24 protein-coding genes are annotated in these 24,444 nt (G+C 65.3%); 6 read left to right on the top strand and 18 right to left on the bottom strand.

From position 1 onward, the window contains the following. Positions 1 to 631 (top strand): hypothetical protein (locus tag B7X49_RS02600; RefSeq protein ID WP_286838187.1); only part of this gene is annotated, 631 nt, incomplete at its 5' end. A 52-nt stretch (positions 632 to 683) separates the two neighbouring features. On the opposite strand, the gene B7X49_RS02595 is transcribed toward B7X49_RS02600, so the two are convergent. The 9 genes from B7X49_RS02595 to B7X49_RS02555 form a co-directional block, all read right to left on the bottom strand. Further along, positions 684 to 1,202 (bottom strand): GNAT family N-acetyltransferase, encoded by a 519-nt coding sequence (locus tag B7X49_RS02595; protein ID WP_286838184.1) that lies wholly within the window; start codon positions 1,200 to 1,202, stop codon positions 684 to 686. After that, on the bottom strand, positions 1,199 to 2,491 hold the full coding sequence (locus B7X49_RS02590; protein ID WP_286703760.1) for an RsmB/NOP family class I SAM-dependent RNA methyltransferase: 1,293 nt from the start codon (positions 2,489 to 2,491) through the stop codon (positions 1,199 to 1,201). Before B7X49_RS02590 ends, B7X49_RS02595 begins: the two co-directional genes overlap by 4 nt. 174 nt (positions 2,492 to 2,665) lie before the next feature. Further along, a complete protein-coding gene (guaB, locus tag B7X49_RS02585; RefSeq protein WP_286703759.1) occupies positions 2,666 to 4,165 on the bottom strand; it encodes an IMP dehydrogenase in 1,500 nt (499 codons plus the stop codon). 121 nt (positions 4,166 to 4,286) lie between these two features. After that, the gene (locus B7X49_RS02580; RefSeq protein ID WP_286703758.1) at positions 4,287 to 5,195 is read right to left on the bottom strand and encodes an energy transducer TonB; all 909 of its coding nucleotides are present in this window, start codon (positions 5,193 to 5,195) and stop codon (positions 4,287 to 4,289) included. Beyond that, entirely contained in the window at positions 5,158 to 5,673 is a 516-nt protein-coding gene (locus tag B7X49_RS02575; RefSeq protein ID WP_286703757.1) for a glycine zipper family protein, read from the bottom strand. Before B7X49_RS02575 ends, B7X49_RS02580 begins: the two co-directional genes overlap by 38 nt. A 117-nt stretch (positions 5,674 to 5,790) precedes the next feature. Further along, entirely contained in the window at positions 5,791 to 6,936 is a 1,146-nt protein-coding gene (gene dnaJ, locus B7X49_RS02570; protein WP_408734952.1) for a molecular chaperone DnaJ, read from the bottom strand. 107 nt (positions 6,937 to 7,043) lie between these two features. Beyond that, positions 7,044 to 8,975 (bottom strand): molecular chaperone DnaK, encoded by a 1,932-nt coding sequence (gene dnaK / locus B7X49_RS02565; RefSeq protein WP_029312204.1) that lies wholly within the window; start codon positions 8,973 to 8,975, stop codon positions 7,044 to 7,046. 151 nt (positions 8,976 to 9,126) lie between these two features. Then, positions 9,127 to 9,732, bottom strand: coding sequence for a nucleotide exchange factor GrpE (locus B7X49_RS02560; protein WP_286703756.1), 606 nt, complete (start codon positions 9,730 to 9,732; stop codon positions 9,127 to 9,129). A 205-nt stretch (positions 9,733 to 9,937) separates the two neighbouring features. Further along, the gene (locus B7X49_RS02555) at positions 9,938 to 12,193 is read right to left on the bottom strand and encodes a glycosyltransferase (RefSeq protein ID WP_286703755.1); all 2,256 of its coding nucleotides are present in this window, start codon (positions 12,191 to 12,193) and stop codon (positions 9,938 to 9,940) included. Between the two features lie 29 nt (positions 12,194 to 12,222). Between B7X49_RS02555 and B7X49_RS02550 the strand changes: the two genes are divergently transcribed. Continuing rightward, on the top strand, positions 12,223 to 12,660 hold the full coding sequence (locus tag B7X49_RS02550) for a hypothetical protein (protein ID WP_286703754.1): 438 nt from the start codon (positions 12,223 to 12,225) through the stop codon (positions 12,658 to 12,660). 13 nt (positions 12,661 to 12,673) lie between these two features. Here B7X49_RS02550 and B7X49_RS02545 read toward each other — a convergent pair whose 3' ends face one another. From B7X49_RS02545 to B7X49_RS02530, 4 genes are read right to left on the bottom strand one after another with little or no spacing between them, the layout of a single operon-like run. After that, positions 12,674 to 12,937, bottom strand: a complete 264-nt coding sequence (locus B7X49_RS02545; protein WP_286838176.1) for an SDR family oxidoreductase — start codon at positions 12,935 to 12,937, stop codon at positions 12,674 to 12,676. Positions 12,938 to 12,993: 56 nt separating this feature from the next. Next, positions 12,994 to 13,353, bottom strand: coding sequence for an SDR family NAD(P)-dependent oxidoreductase (locus B7X49_RS02540; RefSeq protein ID WP_286838173.1), 360 nt, complete (start codon positions 13,351 to 13,353; stop codon positions 12,994 to 12,996). Beyond that, a complete protein-coding gene (locus tag B7X49_RS02535) occupies positions 13,350 to 14,117 on the bottom strand; it encodes a class I SAM-dependent methyltransferase (RefSeq protein ID WP_286703752.1) in 768 nt (255 codons plus the stop codon). The genes B7X49_RS02540 and B7X49_RS02535 overlap by 4 nt, the downstream gene beginning before the upstream one ends. Beyond that, positions 14,114 to 14,647 (bottom strand): hypothetical protein, encoded by a 534-nt coding sequence (locus B7X49_RS02530; RefSeq protein WP_286703751.1) that lies wholly within the window; start codon positions 14,645 to 14,647, stop codon positions 14,114 to 14,116. Before B7X49_RS02530 ends, B7X49_RS02535 begins: the two co-directional genes overlap by 4 nt. 68 nt (positions 14,648 to 14,715) lie before the next feature. Here B7X49_RS02530 and B7X49_RS02525 point away from each other — a divergent pair, with 68 nt between their 5' ends. Both B7X49_RS02525 and rnhA read left to right on the top strand, forming a co-directional pair. Continuing rightward, positions 14,716 to 15,675 (top strand): homoserine kinase, encoded by a 960-nt coding sequence (locus B7X49_RS02525; protein WP_286703750.1) that lies wholly within the window; start codon positions 14,716 to 14,718, stop codon positions 15,673 to 15,675. Continuing rightward, a complete protein-coding gene (gene rnhA / locus B7X49_RS02520) occupies positions 15,665 to 16,117 on the top strand; it encodes a ribonuclease HI (protein ID WP_286703749.1) in 453 nt (150 codons plus the stop codon). Before B7X49_RS02525 ends, rnhA begins: the two co-directional genes overlap by 11 nt. A 267-nt stretch (positions 16,118 to 16,384) precedes the next feature. Here rnhA and B7X49_RS02515 read toward each other — a convergent pair whose 3' ends face one another. Beyond that, the gene (locus B7X49_RS02515) at positions 16,385 to 16,774 is read right to left on the bottom strand and encodes a tautomerase family protein (protein WP_286703748.1); all 390 of its coding nucleotides are present in this window, start codon (positions 16,772 to 16,774) and stop codon (positions 16,385 to 16,387) included. Positions 16,775 to 16,852: 78 nt separating this feature from the next. On the opposite strand from B7X49_RS02515, the gene B7X49_RS02510 reads away from it, so the two are divergent. Beyond that, complete coding sequence (locus B7X49_RS02510) at positions 16,853 to 17,356, top strand: OsmC family protein (RefSeq protein WP_286703747.1); 504 nt, start codon at positions 16,853 to 16,855, stop codon at positions 17,354 to 17,356. A 252-nt stretch (positions 17,357 to 17,608) separates the two neighbouring features. Here the strand turns inward: B7X49_RS02510 and B7X49_RS02505 are convergent, their stop codons facing one another. Then, positions 17,609 to 18,502 carry an N-formylglutamate amidohydrolase gene (locus B7X49_RS02505; protein ID WP_286703746.1) on the bottom strand — a complete coding sequence of 298 codons (894 nt, stop codon included), beginning with the start codon at positions 18,500 to 18,502 and terminating at the stop codon, positions 17,609 to 17,611. An 83-nt stretch (positions 18,503 to 18,585) separates the two neighbouring features. Between B7X49_RS02505 and B7X49_RS02500 the strand changes: the two genes are divergently transcribed. Beyond that, positions 18,586 to 18,930 (top strand): YbjQ family protein, encoded by a 345-nt coding sequence (locus B7X49_RS02500; RefSeq protein ID WP_029312216.1) that lies wholly within the window; start codon positions 18,586 to 18,588, stop codon positions 18,928 to 18,930. A 23-nt stretch (positions 18,931 to 18,953) separates the two neighbouring features. Here the strand turns inward: B7X49_RS02500 and B7X49_RS02495 are convergent, their stop codons facing one another. From B7X49_RS02495 to B7X49_RS02485, 3 genes are all read right to left on the bottom strand, one after another. After that, positions 18,954 to 20,498: a PEP-CTERM sorting domain-containing protein gene (locus tag B7X49_RS02495; protein ID WP_286703745.1), complete on the bottom strand. Its 1,545-nt coding sequence runs from the start codon at positions 20,496 to 20,498 to the stop codon at positions 18,954 to 18,956. 202 nt (positions 20,499 to 20,700) lie between these two features. Then, positions 20,701 to 24,147 carry a transcription-repair coupling factor gene (gene mfd, locus B7X49_RS02490; protein WP_286703744.1) on the bottom strand — a complete coding sequence of 1,149 codons (3,447 nt, stop codon included), beginning with the start codon at positions 24,145 to 24,147 and terminating at the stop codon, positions 20,701 to 20,703. After that, entirely contained in the window at positions 24,144 to 24,440 is a 297-nt protein-coding gene (locus B7X49_RS02485; RefSeq protein WP_286703743.1) for a succinate dehydrogenase assembly factor 2, read from the bottom strand. The genes mfd and B7X49_RS02485 overlap by 4 nt, the downstream gene beginning before the upstream one ends. Between the last annotated feature and the right edge of the window lie 4 nt (positions 24,441 to 24,444).

Here is a 24,444-nt window from a genome sequence, read left to right as displayed (position 1 = left end):
TCTCACCCCCCGCCCACCATGCTTATCTCCCCTGGTGCGCACCGCCCCAACCCCTCTGACGATCTCACTGCTCGACCGCTTCGCCCTCATCATGGCGATACTGGCCGAAATCACCGTCAACCAGGGCCACGCGCAACACCTTCCGGGGGCCAAAATCATCGCCATCTGGCAGCGCCTCACCGGCATCGCCGCCCGCTTCGCGCGCGCTGTATTGCGCGGCCCCACCCCAAGCCGGAAGCGCCTCACGCCCGCCAAACCCAACCGCACCAAACGCCCCTCCCTGCCGGATGGCTTCGGCTGGCTCCCCCGCGTTTTCCCCGGCACGCACGATATGCCCGCCGCCGTCACCTACCCCGCCCAACAACTCCGCGACCTGCTCGCCGACCCCACCATGGCCGAGCTGATCGAAACCAACCCCGCCATCGGCCGCATCCTCCGCCCCCTCTTCGAAGCCCTCGGCATCGAACGCCCCGCCATCCTCGCCATCCCAACCACAGCCCCGGCCGAACCGATCCAGGTCGAACGCGCACAACCGCCCCGCGCGGTACCCATCATCCTGCCCCTAGCCCAGGCTGCGGCGACAACCCCGGACTGGAACCGACAAAAATCAAGCCTCGCCGCCGCAGCCTGACCACAGCTATTTTGCTATTTCGAAACGAAATAGCAGACGTCGCACCCACCCCTCAATCAACCAGCGCGTCGATCGGCTCCCACCGGTACGCGGTCTGGGCAACCTGCGTGCCGCCAACATCGATCGTCCCATCGGCCGCGTGTTTGCCACCCATTCTTGTATAAAACCACCGCGCCGGATTGTCCGAAAGCACCCAGACGAACAACGAAGTGCACGATTTCGCGGCCAGATGCGCCGCGGCGGCGCGCATCAGCTGACGGCCAAGCCCGCGCTCGCGAAAATCATCGAGCACATAAAGCGTCTCGACCTCACCATCCGCCAGAGCGGCGCGACGGCGGCGGGCGGTGACAAAACCGACCACTCGCACGTTCCCTTCCGGCCCGACATCCGAGCCGGACGCGACCGCGACATGCACCACACCGCCGCTGCGAATCACCCGATCATAATAACCCGCCTGACGCGGCGCCGACAGACCGGTGAGCACCGGTTCCGGCAGCACACCGGCATAGGTACTGCGCCAGCTCGCGACGTGAACCGCGCCAATGCCCGCCGAATCCGCCGGCCTGATCATGCCGCAGCCGCGGCGGAACGCTCCATCCGGCAGGCAAAAAAACCATCCGTGCCGTCACGAGCGGGCGAGAGGCGCAGATAATCGCCGCGCAGATATCCAGGAAATGCCTCGCCCACCGGCATCACCCGAAAACCCGGCTGGCGGCGCAAAAACGCGGTGATCTGATCCTCATTTTCGGCGGCGAGCATCGAACATGTCGCATAAATAAGCGCGCCGCCTGGTTTGACCAGACGCTGCGCCTCATCGAGGATCTTGGCCTGTTTGACCGTGAGTTCCGCAAGATCGGTTTCGGTCAGACGCAGCCGCGCATCCGGGTTGCGGCGCCACGTGCCAGTACCGGTGCAGGGCGCATCGACCAGAACGACATCGAATTTGCCAGCCTGGCGCTTGGTCCATTTATCACCGGGCTCAAGCAAATGGCGCTCGGCGTTATGCACCCCGGCGCGGCGCAGGCGCTTGATCGCGCCATCGAGCCTCGGGCTGGAAACGTCGCAGGCGACGATATGGCCCTTGTTTTCCATGGTCATGGCAAGCGCAAGGGTTTTGCCGCCGGCGCCCGCACAATAATCCGCGACGCGCATGCCTGGCTTGGCATCGGCGAGCAGGGCGACGAGTTGGCTGCCCTCGTCCTGGATTTCGACCAGACCATCTCGAAACGGCGCGGCGGTGGTCACGCTCTGCCGGGCCGCAAGTCGGACGCCCCACGGGCTGAGCTTGGTCGGTTCGGCCTTCAGCTTCGCCTTGGCGAGCAGGCCGATCGCTTCCTCGCGGGTGGTCTTCAGCAAATTCACCCGCATGTCGAGCGGAGCCGGCTGCATCAGCGCATCGGATTCGGCTTCCAGCCGATCACCGAAGCGGGCGCGCAGGAGCGGGACCACGAAATCAGGCATCTCCAGGCGGATGCCCTCGGTCATATTCGGGTGGTCGAGCGTGTGTTTGTCGAGTTTTTCCAGCGCGCGGCGTTCCTCGTCATCGAGCGCGGGCGGGGCGAAGCGCGAGCCGCCGAATTCGGCGGCGGCCCGATGCACCGTGATGCCGCCGAGCACCATCAGCGCCAGCACCATCAGCCGCGGCGTCGGCGCCGCACCGACGCGCTCGATCCACCAGCCGAGGCGGCGGCGGGCGCGCAGCACGCCCCAGACGGTCTCGCTGATATCGCGCCGGTCGCCGCCGCCGATGAAGCGGCGGGTGCGGAGGAATTCATTGGCGACGGCGTCGGCCGGGCGGCGATCGGATTCGATCGCCTCGAGCAGTTCGATCGCGGCTTGTAGGCGTCCGGCGGGGGTCAAGCTGGGGTCCTTTGGGTGGGGAGGAAGGAAGCACTTCTTTTTTTGTAAAAAAAGAAGCAAAAAAACGTCTCTTCCATTGGTCCATACCGGTGAAACCACCCGTGGCCCAAATCAATAAAAGTTTTTTGCTTCTTTTTTACAAAAAAGAAGTCTTCCTCTCCCCCTATCACAATCTCAATCCTGCCGATAATTCGGCGCCTCCCGCGTAATCGCCACATCATGCACATGGCTCTCGCGCAGGCCGGCCCCAGTGATGCGGCGGAACTTCGCCTTGGTCTGCAGTTCCGCGACAGTGGCGCAACCGGTGTAGCCCATGCCGGCGCGCAGACCGCCGACCAATTGGTGCACCACGGCGGCCATCGGGCCTTTGTAGCCCACCCGACCCTCGATGCCTTCGGGCACCAGTTTCAGCGTGTCCTTGATATCCTGCTGGAAGTAGCGATCGGCCGAGCCGCGCGCCATCGCCCCCAGGCTGCCCATGCCGCGATAGGATTTATAGGAGCGGCCCTGGTAGAGGAACACTTCGCCGGGCGCTTCATCGGTGCCGGCGAGCAGCGAGCCGACCATGACGCAATCGGCACCGGCGGCGAGCGCCTTCACCATGTCGCCCGAGGTGCGGACGCCGCCATCGGCGATGGCGGGCACCCCGGCCTCGCGGCAGGCGGCAGAGGTTTCCATTACGGCGGAGAATTGCGGCACGCCGACGCCGGCGACCACGCGGGTGGTGCAGATGCTGCCTGGGCCGATGCCGATTTTAATGGCGTCCGCACCGGCGCGGATCAGGGCGGCGGCGGCCTGCGGGGTGGCGACGTTGCCGGCGATGATCTGCACCGCGTTGGAGCGTTCCTTGATCTGGGCGACCGCGCGCAACACGCCTTCCGAATGGCCGTGGGCGGTATCGACCACAATGACATCGACGCCGGCGGCCATCAGGGCGGTAGCGCGGGCAGCACCATCCTCGCCGACACCGGTGGCGGCGGCGACGCGCAAGCGGCCGAATTCGTCCTTGTTGGCGAGCGGATGGGCTTCGGCCTTGTCCATATCCTTCACGGTGATCAAGCCGACGCAGCGATAGGCATCATCGACCACCAGGAGTTTTTCGATCCGGTGCTTATGGAGCAGGTGGCGCGCCATTTCGGGCGCGACATCGGCCGGGGCGGTGACCAGATTTTCGCGCGTCATGAGTTCGTAGACGCGCGAAGACGGATCGGTCGCGAAGCGGACATCGCGATGGGTCAGAATCCCCACCAGGCGGTTGGTATCGCGCTCGACAACCGGCACGCCGGAGATGCGGTACTGCGCCATCAGCGCCTGCGCCTCGGCGAGGGTCTGGTCAGGGTGGATGGTCAGCGGATTGACCACCATCCCGCTCTCGAATTTTTTCACCTGGCGGACGGCGGCGGCCTGTTCCTCGATGGTGAGGTTTTTGTGCACCACGCCGATGCCGCCCTGCTGGGCCATGGCGATCGCCATGGCACCTTCGGTCACCGTGTCCATCGCCGCTGAGATCAGCGGGATATTCAGGCGAATCGTGCGGGTCAGCCTTGTTTCGGTATTGACCGCAGCCGGCAGGACTTCGGAATAGCCGGGTACGAGCAACACATCGTCGAATGCGTAAGCCTCGGTGATGCGGCCGTTGCCGCTGGATGAAATATTCAGATCAGAGGGAGCCATGGTGCATCCTTATCGGTTTGCGAACCTTGGCGATCCCTACTATCGGCAGCGGCGGCTTCCGGCAAGGGTTGCGGCGCATTTCTGCTGCGCTGCGTGCGCGATGGTTCAGCCAACCGGCCGGTCAGTGGATCAGGATGTAATGAATCGTCGCGATCACCTCTTCCCGCTTGGCGGTCGAGCCGGCGGGGAACGGCGGGACTTTCACATCGCGGAACAGACCGTACCACGCCATGTCGAGCAGGGGCGCGCCGGAGCGCTTGATCAGGTGCAGATCGATCACCTTGCCGTTCGGCAGGACGGTGAAGCCAACCGTCACGCTGCCCGATTCGCCCTGATCGGCGGCGGATTGCGGGTAATATTTGTGCTCGTTCACCCATTTATTGAACGCGCTTTCCCAGTCCGGCCCGGCGTTGCCGCGGAACGTGATCGAGGGGGCGTTGCGCGCATCGTCCGATTGCGGTGGCGCGAGGTTGAGCGCGCCGGGGGCATGGTTGAGGATGGTGGTCGGGTGTTTACCGAACGACATGCCGTTGAGCACCATGAAATGCTGCCGCGGCGCAGGCGGGGCGTGATGCGCGACCGCCGCCTGTTTCGGCGGCGGCGCGGGGATGATTTCCTTCGGCATGGTGAACGGCACCGCATCGGGCGAACTGAGGTTAACCTCGGTCTGCGCGGTGGGCGGCGCGGCCTCGGGCGGTGGCGGAGGCGGCAGCGTCGTCATCGTGGGAGGGGCTTTGACGACGGCTTTAGGGGCGGCGTTATGGGCAGCGCTGTGCGGCAGGCCGGTGTTCTGGAACACGACGGCGATGCTCGATTGCGGCGAGGGTGAGATCAGCTTCTGCCGATGGACCGCATAGAGCAGCAGCAGAATGACAGCGACGTGAAACAGCAGGGAGACCGGCAGCGGGATGAACCAGTCATCCTGATCCAGCCGCCGCCGCGTCATCCCATGGTCGGCAACACCGATACCCGGCCCGAAGCCGGGTGCCGGGTCAGTAACCCGGTGCCGGGTAATAGCCGGGAGGCGCATAGCCGGGTGCGCCGTAGTTGTAAGAGGGGCCCGAACCGCCCGCATAACCTTCCATCTTGTTGCCATGGCCGACCATACACTGGGCGTAGGCAACGTTATACTGCGCCTGGATGGAATCGGCGGCACCCTGGGCGTTGCCGCCACCGGCCGCGCTGCCGAGCAACAGGCCCGAGCCCGCGCCGATCGCCGCACCCACGCCGGCATTGCCGCCCGCCGCGCCGAGCAATGCGCCCGCAGCCGCGCCGAGCAAGGTACCGCCGACGGCCGTGTTGGTCGAGGACTGGCTGGCCGCCGCCGCCGAACCGCCCGCCTGGCTGCGCTGGCTGGCGTAGTAGCGGCAGTAATTATCGTCCTGCTGGAACGTGTTAAACGTCACGCCCGGCCCGGGCATGGCGACCACGGTGGGCGCGCTTGGCGGGGCGACGGTGCAACCGGCCAGGCCGATCACGGCGACGGCGGCCACGGAAACTGCGAGCATGGGTTTCATATCTGGCGTCCTGAGCGTGTTGGTCGAACGGGTTTCAATTACAGCTTGATCGACGACAATCAACGGCTTGTTACACTCTATTATCTTAATTAACCGAACCGGTCCCGGTCATAGACCCTCGAAGAATTCCTTGACCTTGGCGAAAAACCCCTCGTGCTCCGGGCTGCCCGATGCGCTGCCGCCGGATTCCCGTTCAAATTCCTCGAGCAGTTCGCGCTGGCGCTTGGTCAGGTTCTGCGGCGTTTCGACCGCGACCTGAATATACATGTCGCCGCGCTGGGTGCTGCGCAGCACCGAAAACCCCTTGCCGCGCAGGCGGAACTGATCGCCGGTTTGGGTTCCGGCCGGGATTTTGACGCGCGCCCTGGTGCCATCGATCGCGGGGACTTCGATTTCGCCGCCGAGCGAGGCCTGGCCCATCCGCAGCGGCACGCGGCAGAACACGTTTGCCCCGTCGCGCTGGAAAATCGGGTGCGCGCGGATCGCGACATGGACATAGAGATCGCCCGCCGGTGCGCCCTTGCCGCCAGCTTCGCCTTCGCCGGACAGGCGGATGCGCGTGCCATCCTCGACGCCGGCGGGAATTGCGACCGACAGGTTGCGCTCGCGCGGCACGGTGCCGGCGCCGGCGCAGATGCGGCAAGGGTTGCGAATCGTGCGCCCAGCACCACCACAGGTGGGACAGGTGCGTTCGACGACGAAGAATCCCTGCTGCGCGCGCACACGGCCGGCCCCGCCGCAGGTGGGGCAATTATCGGCGCTCGCCTGTTTATCGGCCGAACCGGTCCCGCTACAGGCATCGCAGGTGACGCGGGTCGGCACCCGCACATCGACCTTGGTGCCCGCGAACGCCTGGGTCAGGTCGATCTCGACGCCGGCCCTGATATCCGCTCCGGCGCGCTCGGAGCGGCCACCGCCGCGCCGGCCGCCCATCGCCTCACCGAACATTTGTTCGAAAATATCGCCGATGCCGCCCTCGAACCCGAAGCCGCCACCGCCGAACCCGCCAGCACCGGCGCCGCCGTTTTCAAACGCGGCATGGCCGAACCGGTCATAGGCGGCGCGTTTCTGTTCGTCCTTAAGAACATCGTACGCTTCGTTGATATCCTTGAATTTCTGCTCGGCGGATTTGTCGCCCGGGTTGCGGTCCGGGTGATATTGCATCGCGAGTTTTCGATAGGATTTCTTTAGTTCATCGGCGGACGCACCACGCTGTGCGCCGAGAAGTTCGTAATAATCCGTCTTGGCCATGATGGCGGCTCAACCCCGAAATTCGATCGAACGACGACCTGTTTGAACAAGAACGGTCCCGGACCATCGCTGGTCCGGGACCGGGCACTCAATTTATGCGCGTCGCGCGATCATGCGGACTTCTTTTTGTCGTCGACATCTTCGAACTCGGCATCGACCACCTTGTCACCGGGCTTGCTGCCCGGTGCCTCGGCACCCGGCGCGGCACCGGCGGCACCCGCCGCCTGGGCGGCTTCGGCCTGGGCCTTGTACATCGCCTCGCCGATCCGCATCGCGACCTGGGTCAAGCGATCGGTCGCGGCCTTGATCGCTTCGAGGTCGCTGCCTTCAAGTGCGGTGCGCGCCGCCGCCATCGCGGCTTCGGCTTCGCCCTTGTCCTGCTCGGAGACCTTGCCTTCGCTGTCCTTCAAGGTCTTTTCAGTCTGGTGCACCAGGCTATCCGCCTGATTGCGGGCATCGACCAGTTCGCGCTTGGCCTTGTCGGTCGCGGCGTTGGCTTCGGCGTCCTTCACCATCTTTTCGATATCGGCATCCGACAGACCACCCGAGGCCTGGATGCGGATCTGCTGCTCCTTGCCGGTCGCCTTGTCCTTGGCGGAGACCGACACGATGCCGTTGGCGTCGATATCGAACGTCACCTCGATCTGCGGCACGCCGCGCGGGGCGGGCGGCAGGCCCATCAGGTCGAACTGGCCGAGGATTTTATTGTCCACCGCCATTTCGCGCTCGCCCTGGAACACCTTGATGGTCACGGCGGTCTGGTTGTCGTCCGCGGTCGAGAAGGTCTGGCTCTTCTTGGTCGGGATGGTGGTGTTGCGGTCGATCAACCGGGTGAACACGCCGCCGAGGGTTTCGATGCCGAGCGACAGCGGCGTGACATCGAGCAGCAGCACGTCCTTAACGTCGCCCTTGAGCACCGCACCCTGAATGCCGGCGCCGATCGCGACGACTTCATCGGGGTTGACGTTGCGCGCCGGGTCCTTGCCGAAAAAGGCTTTGACCGCCTCGATCACCTTGGGCATGCGCGTCATGCCGCCGACCAGGATGACCTCGTCGATTTCACCGGCGGTGACACCGGCATCCTTCAACGCGGCGCGGCACGGGCCGAGGGTGCGCTCGATCAGATCATCGACCAGCGATTCCAGCTTCGCACGGGTCAGTTTCATCACCAGATGCTTCGGCCCGGAGGCGTCGGCGGTGATGAAGGGCAGATTGATCTCGGTTTCCTTCGAGGAGGACAGCTCGATCTTGGCCTTTTCGGCGGCTTCCTTCAGGCGCTGGAGGGCGAGCTTGTCCTTGCGCAGGTCGATACCCTGTTCGCGCTGGAACTCGGCCGCCAAGTAATCGATCACGCGCTGGTCGAAATCTTCACCGCCGAGGAACGTATCACCATTGGTGGATTTCACTTCGAACACGCCGTCGCCCAGTTCGAGCACCGAGACGTCGAACGTGCCACCGCCCAGATCGTACACCGCGACGGTGCCGGCCTGCTTTTTATCCATGCCGTAAGCCAGAGCCGCGGCAGTCGGTTCGTTGATGATGCGCAGCACGTCGAGACCGGCGATCTTGCCGGCGTCCTTGGTCGCCTGCCGCTGCGCGTCGTTGAAATAGGCCGGAACGGTGATGACCGCCTCGGTCACGGTTTCGCCGAGATAGGCTTCGGCGGTCTCTTTCATTTTGGTCAGGATGTAGGACGACACCTGGCTCGGCGCGTAACGCTGGCCGCGCGCTTCCACCCAGGCATCGCCATTGTCGCCGCGCACGATGCCGTAGGGCACCAGATCCTTGTCCTTGGCGACCGTGGGGTCGTCGTAGCGGCGGCCGATCAGGCGCTTGACCGCGTACAGCGTGTTGGTTGGGTTGGTGACCGCCTGGCGCTTGGCCGACTGGCCGATCAGACGCTCGCCGTTCTCGGCGAACGCGACCATCGACGGCGTGGTGCGCGCGCCTTCGGCGTTCTCGATCACGCGGACATCCTTGCCCTCCATGACCGCGACGCAGGAATTGGTGGTACCGAGGTCGATACCGATGACCTTGCTCATAGAAACTTCTCCTTTGCAGCGGATGTGCCGGACCCGAAGCATCGGGCGCATCCCTTTTGTTTCACACCCTTCATGTATTGAACCGAACCCCAGGGCACAAGGGTTTTCGTCACGAGCCAGATTAATTTATCCGGCGATGGTTAAGGCGGGCTTAAGCCTCGATATCGAGCGGCTGGGACACCGGCGGCTGCGATATCGGCGCCTTCGCCACCACGACCATGGCGGGTTTCAACAACCGGCCGTTCAGCATCCAGGTCCGGCTCCAGGACTGGATGATGGTGCCGGGCGGCGCGTCGGTGGTTTCCTGCTCGGACATCGCCTGATGGCGGTTGGCATCGAACGCGCTGCCGACCGGCTCCTCGGCCTTGACGCCGTTGCGCTCCAGCATTGCAACGAAGCTGCGCTCCACGCCGGCGAAGCCATCGCGCATCTTGGTCAACAACGGCGATTCATCAGGGGCCGGCGGCGGTAGCGTGTCGAGCCCGCGGCGCAGGTTTTCGGCGGTCTCGGCAACGTCGGCCGCGAATTTCTGCACCGCGTACTGCCGCGCGTCATCGACGTCGCGCCGGGTGCGGGTGCGCAGATTTTCCATATCGGCCTGCGCGCGCACCCATTTGTCGCGATAATCGGCGACCTCGGCTTCGAGTGCGGCGATGCGCGCCTCGGGCGACTCTGTTTCCGGCGCGGCGGCATCCGATGCCGTGACGCTGGGATCGGTTTCGGATGAGGCGGTTTGGGGCGGATTTTCTTCGGTCATGGCAATGGAAATAGGACGAGAGTCCGCGTGAGACAAGCGGGGGATCTTGGAGATGAAGTAAGGGAAGGCGAGCACTGCTTTTTTGAAAAAAAGCAGCAAAAAACTTTTATTTATCTGGGTCGGGGGTGGTTTCGCGGGCATGGGCTCAATGGGAGTGAAGTCTTTTTGCTGCCTTTTTGTCAAAAAAAGCAGGGCTTGCTTGACCTTACGCCAGGACGGCATCGAGCACCGACTGGGCATAGCGGGCCATGCTCCTCTGCGCCATGAATTCGGCGCGCAGGGCGGCGATATGCTCGCGCCCCTGATCGAGCGCCGTGGCGATGGCGGCGGCGATCGTGGCCGGTGCTGCGTCATCGGCAATTGCGGTCACATAGGAAGGCGGTTCCAGCGCGGCGACCAGTGTCGCGGCGGCGACGCAGGGCAGACCGGCGGCAATCACATCGGCCACCGCGCCCGAAATGCTGCCGGGCGGGGCGCGGCGGAGCTGGACCGCGACATCGGCGGCGGCGAGATAGTCGCGGTAGCGCGATTCGGGCACCTGTGCCGCATCGAGATCGAGGGTTTCGGGCGCGATGCCGAGGGCGGTTGCGGTGGCCCGCAACTCGGCGATCAAGCTGGGGTTGCCGCCGCCAACCATCGCGAAGCGGCAGGCGCGGCTGGGTGCCAGCCGGCCGAACGCCGCGATCGTCGTCTCCGGGTCCTTACCGGCGTGGACATGGCCGAAACTCGCGATCAGGGTTTGATCGGCCGCAATGCCGAGGCGGGCGCGCGCGGCGGCGCGCGCGGCCGGGGTGAGGCTGGCCGGATCGGGCACGCGGTAAGGCGCGAAGGGCAGGAATTGTGACACGATGCCGTGGCGCGCGGCGATGAAATCGGCGCTAGCCCGCGCGTGCACGATCAGCGGCGTGGCGGCGGAGGCGACTTCGCCGAGAAAGCGCAGTGGCATGGTCGCTTCGTCGCGGCTCCAGGAATCGAGATCGGCGAGGCTGACATCCGCACCGATTTCAGCCGCGGCGACGCCGAGCGCCCGGGCATCGCCCAGCAGATCGCGGTAGAATTCGATCAGGCGGGCATCGTGCAGGATGGCGGCGGCACCGTAATCGAGCAGGAGTTTCGTCTCCGTGACGTGAAAAGAGGAATTGCCGAGCACCGTGATGATCGCATCGAACCGGGCGGATCGCATGACATTGGCATCGGCCGCGCCGCCGAAGGCAATGCCGGGCGGCAGGCTGGGTTGGCGCGTGTCGCTGAAGGCGGTGATGGTGGCCAGCGGGCGGAGTGCGGCGAGCAGGCTGGCGGAGTGGTCGGCGCAGCCCGAGGTCGCGGGCGGCAGCGGTGACAGGAACGCGATGCGGGGTAGCACATGGGCCATGATGGCGGGGGATGTGACGACGGCGTTCGCCAACGCCTCGATCGGCGCCCAGAAGCGCGCGGCGACGGCCGCGGCTGTGAAGGCATCGGCGATGCCGGTCTGGCGCATCTGCGCCTCCTGCCAGCGCGCGGGGTCGGCGAGCAGGAGTGCCGCTTTTTCGCGCAGGGTTTTGGTATCGTCCGGCGGAAACCGGAACGCCGGATCGAGCAATTCGGCCTGCGCCGGTTCGTCGGCCGCGAGCACCGGCGTGCCCTGGGCGATCGCCTCGATCACCGGCATCGAAAAGCCCTCCGCCCGCGAGGGTGCGATGACCAGGCGGGCGGCGGCGTAGGCCGCGGCCAGTTCGGCATCGGTCAGCTGCGGCAGGAAGATCAAATTGTCTGGATCGCCGCCGGCTTCCGCGTGCAGCGTGGCGAGGTTGGAGCGCGCACCGGGATCGTGGATGCCGACGAAACTGATCGTGACACCCACCGCGGCGCGGATGGCGATGGCAGGGTTTTTGCGGGGATCATCGCCGCTGACCACCAGAATGCCGGCGCGGGCGGTGAACGGCGGGGCGGCGCCGGCGCGGATCAGGCCGGGCCGGATCGCGACACCGGTGACCTCGCTATGGCCGATACTGGCCGGGACGAGCTGGTGCAGGCGGCGCTCGGTGGCGTGCGAAATCGGCAGGAAATGATCGTAACGGCGCAGGGCGGCGCACTGGGCGGCGTAGGCGCGACGGGAGTGCGGCGTGGTCAGATATGTCGCGGGATCATCGTGGGGGATGAAATCCAGCACGATGGCGATGCTGCGGCGGGCGGTAGTTTGCAGCAGGCGGGCGATGCGGCCAGGCGGCAGGGAGAGCGGCGCGGGTTGCAGAAAAACACCCGGCGTGCGGCTGGCGGCATAGGCGGTCATGGTCGCGGCCTCGCCGAGCATCGCAAGATCCGGGTCGGGCGGCGGCAGGGCGGGGTCGAACAGCAAAGTGATCGCGAAGTCTGCGGCCTGCGGTGCGGCGAGCATCGTGCCCAGATGCACGCCTATGCCGCGCCGCGCGAAATCGGGCCGTTGCAGACAGCGCGCATCGATCAGAAGCTGTGATTTCATCAAAGACCACAACCGTGTAGACTGTTCTTATGGAACAGGCGGACGTGCGGCCTGTCGGGCTGGACCAGCTGCTGCGGCGGATGGTGGTCGATCGGCAGGTCAGGATTGCGGTACTGGAACAGGCGGTCGCGGCGCGCGACGGCGCGATTGCCGCGCGTGATCAGGCGATTGCGACGCAGACCGATATGCTGGGCGATCAGGTGGCAATCATCGAAGCGCAGCATCGCCAACTTGAAGGTCTGCGCGGCATCATCGCGGATCAGGCAGCGCGCCTGACGGCGAGCACCGCGCTGATCGCAGCGCGTGAGCAGGAAATTGCGGCACTGCGCGATACGGTCGCTGACCTGACCATCGCGGCAGCCCGGCTGCCGGCGGTGGCGGCAAGCCTTGCCTGGCCGGACGGGCCGCGCGCGATCCGCATCGTGCTGCCGCTGGCACGGCTGATCCGGACCCTGACACGGCGCTGACCATCCGGCCGGATCAGGCCGCGTTGAACGAGACATCGCGCTGCCTTCGCATCAGATGCTCGCCGGCATCGACCAGCAGGGTCGTGCCGGTGATCGATGGCGTTTCGATAATGAACATGACCGCCCGGGCGATGTCCTCCGGTGCCGAGCCATGTTGCAACGGTGTCGCTTGCTGGCCGCGCGCGAAATTCTCCGGGCTCTGTTTGGCACCGATCATGGTCAGGCCCGGCGAGATGCCGCAGACGCGAATGCGCGGCGCCAGCGCCATTGCCAGCATTTCAGTCGCTGCCGCCAGAGCGGCTTTCGAGAGCGTGTATGCAAAGAAATCCGGATTCAGGCGAGGATCACGGGCGCGGTGAGGTTGGGGGCGATATGCGCCGCAATCGAGTCTGACGTGACGGTGGCGGCCTGATCGAAGATGAAATGCGAGGCGTTGTTGACCAGCACATCGATCGGGCCGGCAAGCGCTTCGGCCCGTGCGATCAGGCTGCCGACCGCCGCGTTATCCGCCAGATCGGCGCCGATCGTGTAAGCGGCGCCGCCGGCATCGGTAATGGCGCGGGCCAGCGCCTCGGCTTCATCGGCAGCACTGCGGTAATGGATGACCACGGGCGTGCCCCCGCCCGCGATGGCGCGGGTGATCGCCGCACCAATGCGCTTGGCGCCGCCGGTGATCAAGGCGGCGCCACTCATCGGCGCGCACCGGGAAACAGGGCGGCGCGCAGGGCGGCCGGGTCGTCGAGCAGACGGGTCGGATGCGGCGCCAGCAGGTCGAACAGGCGCGCGGTGCCGTAGCTTGCGAGATCGACCGCCATCATCGCATCGACCATGGTCTGATAGTGCTCGTTCAGGCTGCCGTTGGCGGGATCGAGCCCGGTGATCACGATCAGCCCGGTCGGCGGCGCATCGAAGGCGATCATGGTAAGGTCCGGGCGGAAGCGCTTGAGCAGGACCGGCACTTTCCAGACGTCGCCCGCCCACCAGCCGGGCACGACGGCATCGACCCGGTGGTGTTCGTTCTGCTCGCGATGGGTGATGCGCGGGTCGATCGGCAGGCAGTCGTGCAGCACGATCGCGCTGCCGGGGTGGCAGACCCGTTCGGTGTTGGCGAAGTCGCGCAGCAGGAACTCGAAATTATGCATTCCATCGAGGAAGGCGAGGTCGACCGGGCCGCCGAGCCGCTCGATCGGGTCCTCGGTCGCGAAAAACGCGTCGCTGCCGGTCTGGAACAGATGGCAGGAAGGTTTGCCGTCCATGATGTTGCGATCGATCAGGAAATGCGGATCGACGCCGATGCTGGCGGCGCGCGACAATGCGAGCGACTCGCCGCGCCAGACGCCGATTTCGAGGTAGCGCGCAGGCTCCAGCACGTCGTGCAGCCGGCTCAGACAGTCTAAATACTCCATGCCCGCGTGATAGGGCATCACCGCGATCGCCCGATCGGCGGTCTCGCTCATGGTGCGGCGGCCGGCTCGCCGGTGCGATCGAGCTCCGCTTGGTTCATCTGGAATCCGACCAGCACCTGCTGATGCGCGCTGCGCGGCGCGCGCGGGAATTTCAAAGTGATCGGCGTCGTGCTGGCAATCGCCTGATCGGCGCCGTTCTTGAAGTCGAAGCTGACCGGAAACACCCGCTTGCTGATGATGTTATCCCCCTGCACGATGGCGATGAAATAGGGCAGCGTCTGCTCCGCAAGGCGCGAGGCCGGGCCGTTGGTGGCGGCGAAGCCGATGCGGAAGGTCACGGTTTCCATGTCCTTGCCGGCTTCGTGGCATGTGCCGGCCACGCCGGTAATCCGCCCATCGAGCGTCTGCGCCGCGATATCGTTGCTGTTGGCGTTGGCCAGGATGACGCGGCTGGCCTGTTGGAGCACCGCGACCTGCGGGCAATAGAGTTCCGGCGCCTTGCTGCCGGTGCAGGCCGAGACGGTGAGGGTCGCGAGCAGGATCGGGGCAAGCCGAACGAGGTGATGGGCGGGTCTGGTCACGAGCGTCTCCTGAAGAATGGTCCAGCCTCCCTTGCCATCAAATCGCCGATCGGTCATCTCCACCGTCCATGGCAGTCTATACCGAAGTGACCGACGATGCGTTGGCGGGGTTTCTTGAAGCCTATGACATCGGCCGCGTCGTCGCGTTTCGCGGCATCGCCGAGGGGGTCGAGAACAGCAATTATTCGCTGCGCACCACCGCGGGCGATTTTATCCTGACGCTGTACGAAAAACGGGTCGATCCGGCGGAACTGCCGTGGTTTCTGGGATTGATGGAGCACCTCGCCGCGAAATCCCTGCCCTGCCCGCTGCCGGTGCGCGCGCGCGATGGCCGCAACCTCAATCCGCTGGCCGGGCGAATCGCCGCGATCACCACGTTTCTGCCCGGTATCTGGCCACGCCGGCCGACCGCCGCGCATTGCGCACCGCTCGGCGCGGCGCTGGCGCGGCTGCACGTCGCCGGGGCGGATTACCAGGCCGAACGGGTCAATGCGCTGGGCCCGGCCGGCTGGCGGCCGCTGCTCGAACGCTGCGGCGACAGCGCCGACCGCGCCGAGCCAGGATTGGGCGGCGCGCTGGCGGCGTCACTGGATGATATTCTGGATCAATGGCCGCAGAGCTTGCCGCGCGGGCAGATCCACGCCGATCTGTTTCCGGACAATGTGTTCTTCCTCGATGGCGCGATCTCCGGCCTGATCGATTTTTATTTCGCGGCAACCGATTTTTTCGCCTACGATATCGCGGTCTGCCTGAACGCCTGGTGCTTCGAGGCCGATCTGAGTTTTAACATCACCAAATCGCAAGCCCTGCTGCGCGGCTATCAGAGCGTACGGCCGCTCGGCGCCGAGGAAGGCGCGGCATTGCCGGTGCTGAGCGCGGGGGCGGCCATGCGGTTTCTGCTGACGCGACTGTATGACTGGATCAACACACCGGACGGCGCGCTGGTGACCCGCAAGGACCCGATGCCCTATTACCGCCGACTGCGCTTTCACACCCAAACCACATCGGCGACCGATTATGGACTCTGAAACCGAACGTCTGGTCGAAATCTGGACCGATGGCGGCTGCAAACCCAACCCAGGCGCCGGTGGCTGGGCGGCGGTTCTGCGATTCGGCGATCATGAGCGGGAATTATCCGGCGGCGAACCCGCGACCACCAACAACCGGATGGAACTGACCGCCGCCGCTGCCGCGCTGGAATCGCTGAAACGCCCGTGCAAGGTGCGGCTGCACACCGACAGCGAATATCTCCGCAACGGCATCACCCGCTGGCATTCCGGCTGGGTGCGGCGCAACTGGCGCAACGCCAAGGGCGATCCGGTCGCGAATTACGAATTATGGCAGCGCGTGCTCACGGCAGCGAAACCGCACAGCATCGAATGGCTATGGGTGCGCGGCCACGCCGGCGATGCGATGAACGAACGCGTGGATGTGCTGGCGACCAAAGCGCGGGAAGTCATCGCGCCATAAGAAAGAACCAGCGGTCATAATTGGCCGCTGGTTCCTCTGTGGCGGCGGGGGTGGGGAACCCGCGCCGTATCGGGCCAGCCTGATGTTACGGCATCATAAGGCGGCTGGAACCCGAATCGAATTCGATTATCGGCTGTTGGGCTCCAGGCATTACCTGTCAAGTCAGACAGGGCCCCTGGCGGTTATAGGCCGGAACCCAGCATAAAGCGATAGCACCCTCGCAAGCGTGTCGAATGCCATCGTGGATCGTGAGCGCGACAACGCGCCTTACAGCGCACCGGTCAGGAATTGCGCCTCGCCATTGCCGAACGACCAGTCCTCATCGGCATTTTCGGTGATCGAGATCATCACGTCGGCCGGCGCGATGCCGCACCGCTCCTGCAACGCCGCACAAAGCCCGGTATAAAACGCCTCTTTTTCAGCCCGCGTGCGCGGACGCGAAGTAACCTGGAACACCACCACCCGATCAGTGCGCGCAATGCCGAGGCCGGTGTCCTGCACGATCAGGCGCGACGGTTTGTGCTCATGAACAATCTGGTAACGATCGCGCTCGGGAACACCGAACGCCGCCAGCATCGCGCCATGGGTGGCATCCAGCAGGGTTTCGAGTTCCGCATCCGTGCGCCCCTCCAGCATATCGATTCGCAGCAGAGGCATGATACTCTCCTTCAATTGGTTCGCCGCGATATGGTGCGCCGCAACATGATTGACCAGACTGCCGCAAGGGGAAACACCATGAACGCCACAGAACTGCGCGCCATGCAGGCGCCGATCAAACAAGCCTACCGCGACCACCCGGAAACCGCCGTGATCCCGGCACGCGCCACGGGACGGATCGATCAGGCCGCCCTCGCCTGCGTGGTCGAAACCAAACACGCCACAATCAAGGCCGGACTGCACCCCGCCGCCGGCGGCGATGGCAGCCTGGCCTGCTCGGGCGATATGCTGCTCGATGCCGTGGTTGCGTGCGCCGGCGTGACCCTCGCCGCCGTGGCGACCGCCATGGGAATTACCATCCATCACGGCACAGTCACCGCCGAAGGCCATTGGGACGCCCGCGGCACCCTGGGCACCGACCGCACCGCACCCGTCGGCGTCACTGACATCACCCTCCGATTCGCCCTCGATACCGACGCCGATGCCGCCACCACAACACGACTGATCGCAACCACCGAACGCTACTGCGTCGTGCTGCAAACCCTCCGCAACCCACCGCAGATCACGGTCGATCCGGGTTAGACCGGGGCTGGGACGCTGCTGAGAGCAAGCAAGCCGGGGGGCTTTGCCCCCTCGACCCCCACTAAGGGCTCAGCCCTTAGAACCCGCTAGTTTTAGGCAAGGGGAGGGCGACACAGGCCAGATCAGCGGAAAGTCCGAGGCAGCGCCCTCCCCTTACCTAAAACTAATGGATTTTAAAGGCTCCGCCTTTAACGGGGTCCAGGGGCAGAGCCCCTGGCCTTGCTTGCTCTCAAGAGCGCCCCAGCCCTGGTCTCACACGAAGCTCGCCGCTGATTGTGCGATGGTGGCGATGGCGCGGGTGAGGCTGGCTTGGACGTTCGGGAAGTTTTCGTGGCGGGTGATGGTACGTTCGTCCATGTAGAGTGGTTTGGCGATTTCGATCTGGAGGACGTGGGTGCGTTCGCGGGGGCGGCCGTAGTGGCGGGTGACGTAGCCGCCGGCGTAGGGGTCGTTGCGTTTGACGAGGTAGCCTTCGGCGCGCAGGGACTGTTCGACGAGGGTGACGATGGGTCGCGCGCAGGCGGCGCCGTGGGCATCGCCGAGCACGATATCGGGGCCGTGGCCGTTTGTGGTGCCGTAGGGTGTCGGCATCGAGTGGATGTCGAGCAGCAGGCAGGCGCCGAACGCCACGCGGGTTTCGGCCATCAGGGCGGTCATGGCGTCGTGGTAGGGTTGCCAGCAGGTGGTGATGCGTGACGAGGCTTCGGCGAAGGTGAGTTTGCGGCGGTAGATTGGCTCGCCGGAGGCGACGACGCGGGCGATGGTGCCGAGCCCGGCGGCGACGCGGGGGCTGGTGGTGTTGACGTAGTCTGGCAGTCGATCCTCGAACATGGTGGGGTCGAGTTCCCAGGGTTCGCGGTTGGCATCGCAATAGGCGCGGGGGAATGCGGCGGTGATCAGCGGGATGCCGAGGCTGGGGGCGGCGGCGCAGAGTTCATCGACGAAACTGTCCTCGCTTTTGCGGAGCGAGCGCGCATCAAGGCGGGAGGCGGCGAGGAACGCCGGCGTATAGAGGTTGCCCGAGTGCGGCGATGCGATCACGATCGGGGCGGTCTGGCGGAGCGGGCGGGTGATGGTGAAGGTTTCGTGCGGCAGCGCCTCGGTTTGCGGGGCATCTTCTGACCGGTGCGGGGCGCTTACATCCATGACCATTTCTGTGCACCATAAAGCCGATGCAGAGCGCGCTGGTCAATGTTATGTGAAGCAACGAATCAGGGGGAGTGCAGAAGATGCCCGATATTCTCGTCGTCACCGTCAACGAGGTCGCGAATGCCCAGATCAGCCGCGTGATCGGGCCAGTCTACGGCACGTCGATCCGCAGCCGCACCATCATCGGCAACATGCTCGGCGGCATCCGCGCGATTTTCGGCGGGTCGCAGGGCGGCTACATCGCGATGGTCAATCAGACGCGTGATGAGGCGATCGAGGCGCTGAAGGCCCACGCCGCCTCGCTGGGCGCCAATGCCGTGGTCGGCATGCGATTCGATTCCAGCGAGTTCGACGCGGGACAGGGTCAGGCGATGAACGAGGTGACCGCCTATGGCACGGCGGTGTTGATTCACCCGATCAACTGATCCCGCCGTGCCGAAGGCGCGGTTCAGCGCTGGCGGCGGCGGCGGATGAGCGCGAGCATGCCGAGCACGCCGGTGCCGAGCAGAGCGAGCGAGCCGGGTTCGGGGACCGGGGTGTAGGAGACGCCGCGATTGACGACGCCGAGCACCGGCGCGACCAGCGTGCTGAAGCTTTCGTTGGCCGGCAGGGTCATTGCGGCGAGGTTATCAGTGATCTGGAACACCGCATTCGGATCGGCGCCGGGATCACCATCGAGCGGGTTGGTGCCATAGGTGGCGCCGATGCCGAACAGGCTGACCGTACCATCGGCGTTGACCCGGCCGGTGATGTCGCGCAGGCCGGTGTTGGCGATATCGTAGCCGAGACCGGCGACGGTGTAGGATTGATCGAGGTTGAGCCCCGATTGAAGCGTATAATCGAGCTGCCATGCGCCGTTGATCAGGCTCCATTTCTGAAGGCCGGCGTTGGGATCGAAATTGAGATCCTGCGGCCCTTCGTCGCCAACATAGAGCGTATCGGCATTGGCGAAGAACATGCCGAAGGAATAGAGGCTGCTGTCGGTGGCGTTCTTGGCGGAGGCGACCGGAAAGCCGGGTAGCAGCGTCATGGTCGGCGTGCCGGCGGCGAGGGCTGAGTTGACCGAGGCTGCGGTGGGCAGGGTGCCGGCGGTGCCGACCTGATAGACGCCATTGATGCCATTACCGCCGCTGCCCTTCGAGACATAGAGCGTGTTGTTAGCGATGGTAACGCCGCGGAAGTTGTTGTCTTTGCTGGTCTTATCGGCGGGCAGGCCGTTCTGGGTAATGTTATAGACGCCGGCCTGCTGGGTGCCGGGGGTGCTGGCTGTGGCGTTGACGCCGGGGGTGATGATCTGCGCACCGGCGCTGTTCACCACGGCGCTAGGCGGTTTTTTGGTCTGGCCCGCATTGCCCGCCGCATAGATCAGCCCGTTGTTCGCTACGATCGCGGCACGGCCGTTATCGCCGCTGAAGGCGTTGGTGGTGGTGGTGCTGATGCTGCCATCGGCAGCGACCGAGGTGACCACGCGATAGCTCGGGCCAGCGGTGTCGGGGTTGTTCGGGTCGATCGCGCCGGGCGTGTTGTCGTTTGAGATATCGAGTTGATTGACGCCGGCCTGATAGCCGATGAAGCTCAGAACCTGGCCGTTCTGCGACAGGTTGAGCGAAAGCTCGGATTTGGAGCTGAAGCTCGTGACCACATCACTGGTCGGCACGGCAAGAACGCCGGCGACGGCACCACTGTTCGGATCGATTTCGGTCAGGTTGATCGGCGAAGTGATACCGAAGGTGCCATCGACACTGGAATTGAGAAACACGCCGGGAAAGCTGCCATCGTTGGTGGCGGTACCACCGCCGGGCAGCGCCTGCCCAACCGTGACGGTGCTGGTAGTGCCGGCATACGTCGAGCTTGAGACAACGATGTCGTTCGCTGTGAAATTGAAGGCGCCGGCGAACGCCGGGCCGGCAGCAAGCAGGCAGGCGGCGAGGCCGATGCCGCTTAGCAGATACGGCAGGTGGCAGCGTGGCGGCGATTGGTATCCTGGGGTCATGCGGTCCGTTCCTTTTTTGCTGTGCATCGATATCAGCATCTTGCAAAAATCGGCGTTGCAAGTTTCGGACCAAATATTAACAGCCTGATTTCATTGTAGAATACATATGACATGCAGATGACTGTAAAATACCCTGACAGTTTCGACTGTCAAAAAACCGTCATTTCTTTATGTTTGACTTGAAACTGACACAAATCCTGGATCACGCCGCCTTGGCCTGATCGATGATGCGCTGGAGATTCGCGACGATATCCCGCGCCGCCGCTAGTCTTGCCTGCACGTCCATCTCGCGGGCCATCACCAGCTTGTGGTCCGGCCGCAGGCGCAGCAGGCCGGCGCGGGTGGCGAGCCAGGCGATCAGGCCGCCGGGGTTGGCGAAACTGTTGCCGCGGAAGCCGATTACCATGCCTTTCGGGCCGGCTTCGAGTTTTTCCACGCCGATGTCGCGGCAGGCGCGCTTGAGGGCGACGGTGGCCAGCAGGTTCTCGACCTCGGCCGGCAGCGGGCCGAACCGGTCGACCAGCTCGGCGGCGAGCGCTTCGCTCTCGGCATCGGTGCCGAGCGAGCCGATCCGGCGATACAGGCCGAGGCGGACCGGCAATTCCGTGACATAGGCTTCAGGGATCAGCACCGGCAGGCCGAGGCTGATGTTGGGTGTCCAGTCGCGGGCGGATTCGCGTTCGGTCTTACTGCCGGATGCGCGCAGATCGGCCACCGCGTCCTCGAGCATCTGCTGGTAAAGCTCGATGCCGACTTCGCGGATATGGCCCGATTGTTCATCGCCCAGCAGATTGCCGGCACCGCGCAGATCGAGATCGTGCGAGGCGAGGGTGAAGCCGGCACCCAGCGTATCGAGCGTCTGCATCACTTCGAGGCGTTTCTGCGCGGAGGCCGCGAGTTTATGGGTCGCGGGCCAGGTGAGATAGGCGTAGCCGCGCTGCTTGCCGCGCCCGACCCGGCCGCGCAGCTGGTACAGCTGGCCGAGGCCGAACAGATCGGCGCGCCAGATCAGGATGGTGTTGACCGCCGGCATGTCGAGCCCGGATTCGATGATGTTGGTCGCGAGCAGGACATCGTATTTGCCCTCGCTGAACTCGGTCATCACCCGTTCGATTTCGGTGGGGGCGAGCCTGCCGTGGGCGGTGGCGCAGCGCAGGTCGGGCGCGATTTCGGCCAGGCGCTCGCGCATCCGGTCGATATCCTCGATATGCGGTACGACGCAGAACAACTGCCCGCCGCGGAAGCGTTCGCGCGCGATCGCCTCGCGGATCACCAGCGCATCCCACGGCATGATAAAGGTGCGGACCGCGAGGCGATCGACCGGCGGGGTGGTGATCAACGACAGGTCGCGCACGCCGGTCAGTGCGAGTTGCAGGGTGCGCGGAATCGGCGTGGCGGTCAGCGTCAGCACATGGACATCGGCCTTGAGCTGTTTCAGCCGTTCCTTGTGGGCGACGCCGAAATGCTGTTCCTCATCGACGATCAGCAAGGTCAGATCGGCGAATTCGATCGATTTGGCGAGGACCGCATGGGTGCCGACGATGATGCTGACGGTGCCATCCGCCAGTTCGGCGCGGGTCTTTGCCGCGTCCTTGGCGGTAACCAGGCGCGAAAGTTGCGCCACCTTGATCGGCAGGCCGGCGAAGCGTTCGGCGAACAGCCGATAATGCTGGCGCGCGAGCAGCGTGGTCGGCACCACCACCGCGACCTGGGTGCCGGCCATGGCGGCAACGAATGCGGCGCGCAACGCGACTTCGGTCTTGCCGAAGCCGACATCGCCGCACACCAGCCGGTCCATCGGTTTGCCGGAGGCGAGGTCTTCCAGCACATCGGCGATGGCGCGGGCCTGATCCTCGGTTTCGGTGTAGGGGAAGCGGGCGCAGAATTCGCCGAACGCGCCATCTTCGGCGGCGAGCAGCGGCGCGTCGTGCAGCTTGCGTTCGGCCGCGATGCGGATCAGGCCGGCCGCCATGTCGCGGATACGGTTTTTGGCCTTCGCCTTGCGCGCCTGCCAGGAGGCGCCACCCAGCCGATCGAGCCCGACGCCGCCGGTTTCAGTGCCGAAACGCGACAGCAGATCGATGTTCTCGACCGGCAGGAACAGCTTGTGGTCGCCATCATACAGCAGGCGCAGGCAGTCGTGCGGCGCGCCATCGACGCTGAGGGTAACCAGCCCGTCGTAGCGGCCGATGCCATGCTCCTGGTGGACCACCAGATCGCCCTCGGCAATTTCGGTCGCATCGGCGATGAACTGGTCAGCGCGCTGGCGGCGGCGCGGCGGGCGGGCGATGCGCGCGCCAAGCAGGTCCTGTTCCGCCACGATCGCGAGATCATCGGCGACATAGCCGCGTTCGAGCCCCAGCACCGCGAGCAGCACGGCGTCGCCCTGGGCGATGCGGGCTTCGGCCGCGTTGTCGATCGGGATCGAGCGCATGCCGTGGTCGCGCAGCAGGGCGGCGAGCCGGTCGCGCGAACCGGCACTCCAGGCGGCAAGCACCACTTTGCGGCCGGCTTCGCGCCAGCGCGATGCGAGCATCTTGAATTCGTCATAGACCGAGACGCCGGACTGGCCGGTCGCCAGAATCGCACCCGGCCGGCCTCCGGCTTCCACGCCCGCCGCGCCATCAGGCCGGCCGAACGGCGAGAAGCTGGTCGCCTGGCGCTTGGCGAGGGTCTGCTCGAAGCCTGCCGCATCGAAATACAGCAGTTCCGGCTTGATCGGGCGGTAGGGCAGATCACCAGGCCGGGCGGGTGCCAGGCGGGCCTGATAATGATCGGTGATCATTTCGAACCGTGCGGCGGCGGCGCCCTCGGCCTGATGATCGAGGGTGACGGCGGCGTTCGGTACATAGTCGAAAATGGTTTCCATCGCACCGGCGAACAGCGGCGCGAAATGCTCCATGCCGGGCTGGCGGCGGCCATCGGAAATCGCCTCGTAGGTCGGGTCCTTCACCGCATCGGCGCCGAACAGGTCGCGGAACGCGGTGCGGAACCGGCTGACCGAGGCGGTGTCGAACGGCAGTTCCGAGGCCGGGCGGAACACCAGAGCCGCCACCGTCTCGCCGCTGCGCTGGGTGCCGGGATCGAACCGGCGCAGGGTTTCCACCACATCGCCGAACAGATCCATCCGCGTCGGTGCGGCCTCGCCGGAGGGCCAGACGTCGAAAATACCGCCGCGGATCGCGAAATCGCCGGGCTCCATCACGGTGCCAACCCGGTGATAGCCGTGCTGTTCGAGGAAGCGGGCGAGGTCTTCGGGGGCGATGCTACCGCCGGGCGCGATCGCGAGGCTGGCACCCTTGAACTGGGCGCGCGGCGGGGTGCGCTGCACCGCCGCGTTCACCGTGGTCAGCACGATGCGCTGCCCGCCTGATTGCGCATGGGGCGCATCGAGCAGCCGGGCCAGCGCCGCGACACGCTCGGCCATGATCGCGGGATTGGGTGAGACGCGGTCATAAGGCAGGCAATCCCAGGCGGGGAATTTGATGATCTCGGCCTTGGGCGCAAAGAAGGTCAGCGCATCGGCGAGCCGCGCGAGGCGGGCATCGTCGCGCGCGATGTGCAGGATCGTGCCGGTTTCCTCGGCGCGGCGGGCAATCAGTGCGGCATCGAACCCTTCGGGCGCGCCGTAGACATTCAGCAGGCTCATCGTCCCTGCTTGGCCTGCGCAACCTCGGCCGCCTGATCGCGGATGCTGCGGAGCATCGGGCTATCCACCTCGTCGGGAATCGGCAAGCGGCCGGTCAGCCAGTCGGCCAGCTCGGCGTCCGGATGTTCCATCACCGCCTCGAATTCATCGAGCGAAACCTCGTCCATCGTGGCGATGTGTTTATGGGCATAACCGCCGATCATCAGGTCGTTCTCGTAGGTGCCGCGGTGCGTGGCCCGATAGAGCAGGCGGCGGCGGCGTTGCAGCAACGCGTCGGTGGGATCGGTGTGCATGATG

This window comes from Acidiphilium sp. 34-64-41, from assembly GCF_002282635.1.
Lineage (GTDB): Bacteria > Pseudomonadota > Alphaproteobacteria > Acetobacterales > Acetobacteraceae > Acidiphilium > Acidiphilium rubrum.
The sequence above is the reverse complement of the archived record's forward strand: the minus strand, read 5'-3'. Positions and strand labels throughout refer to the sequence as shown.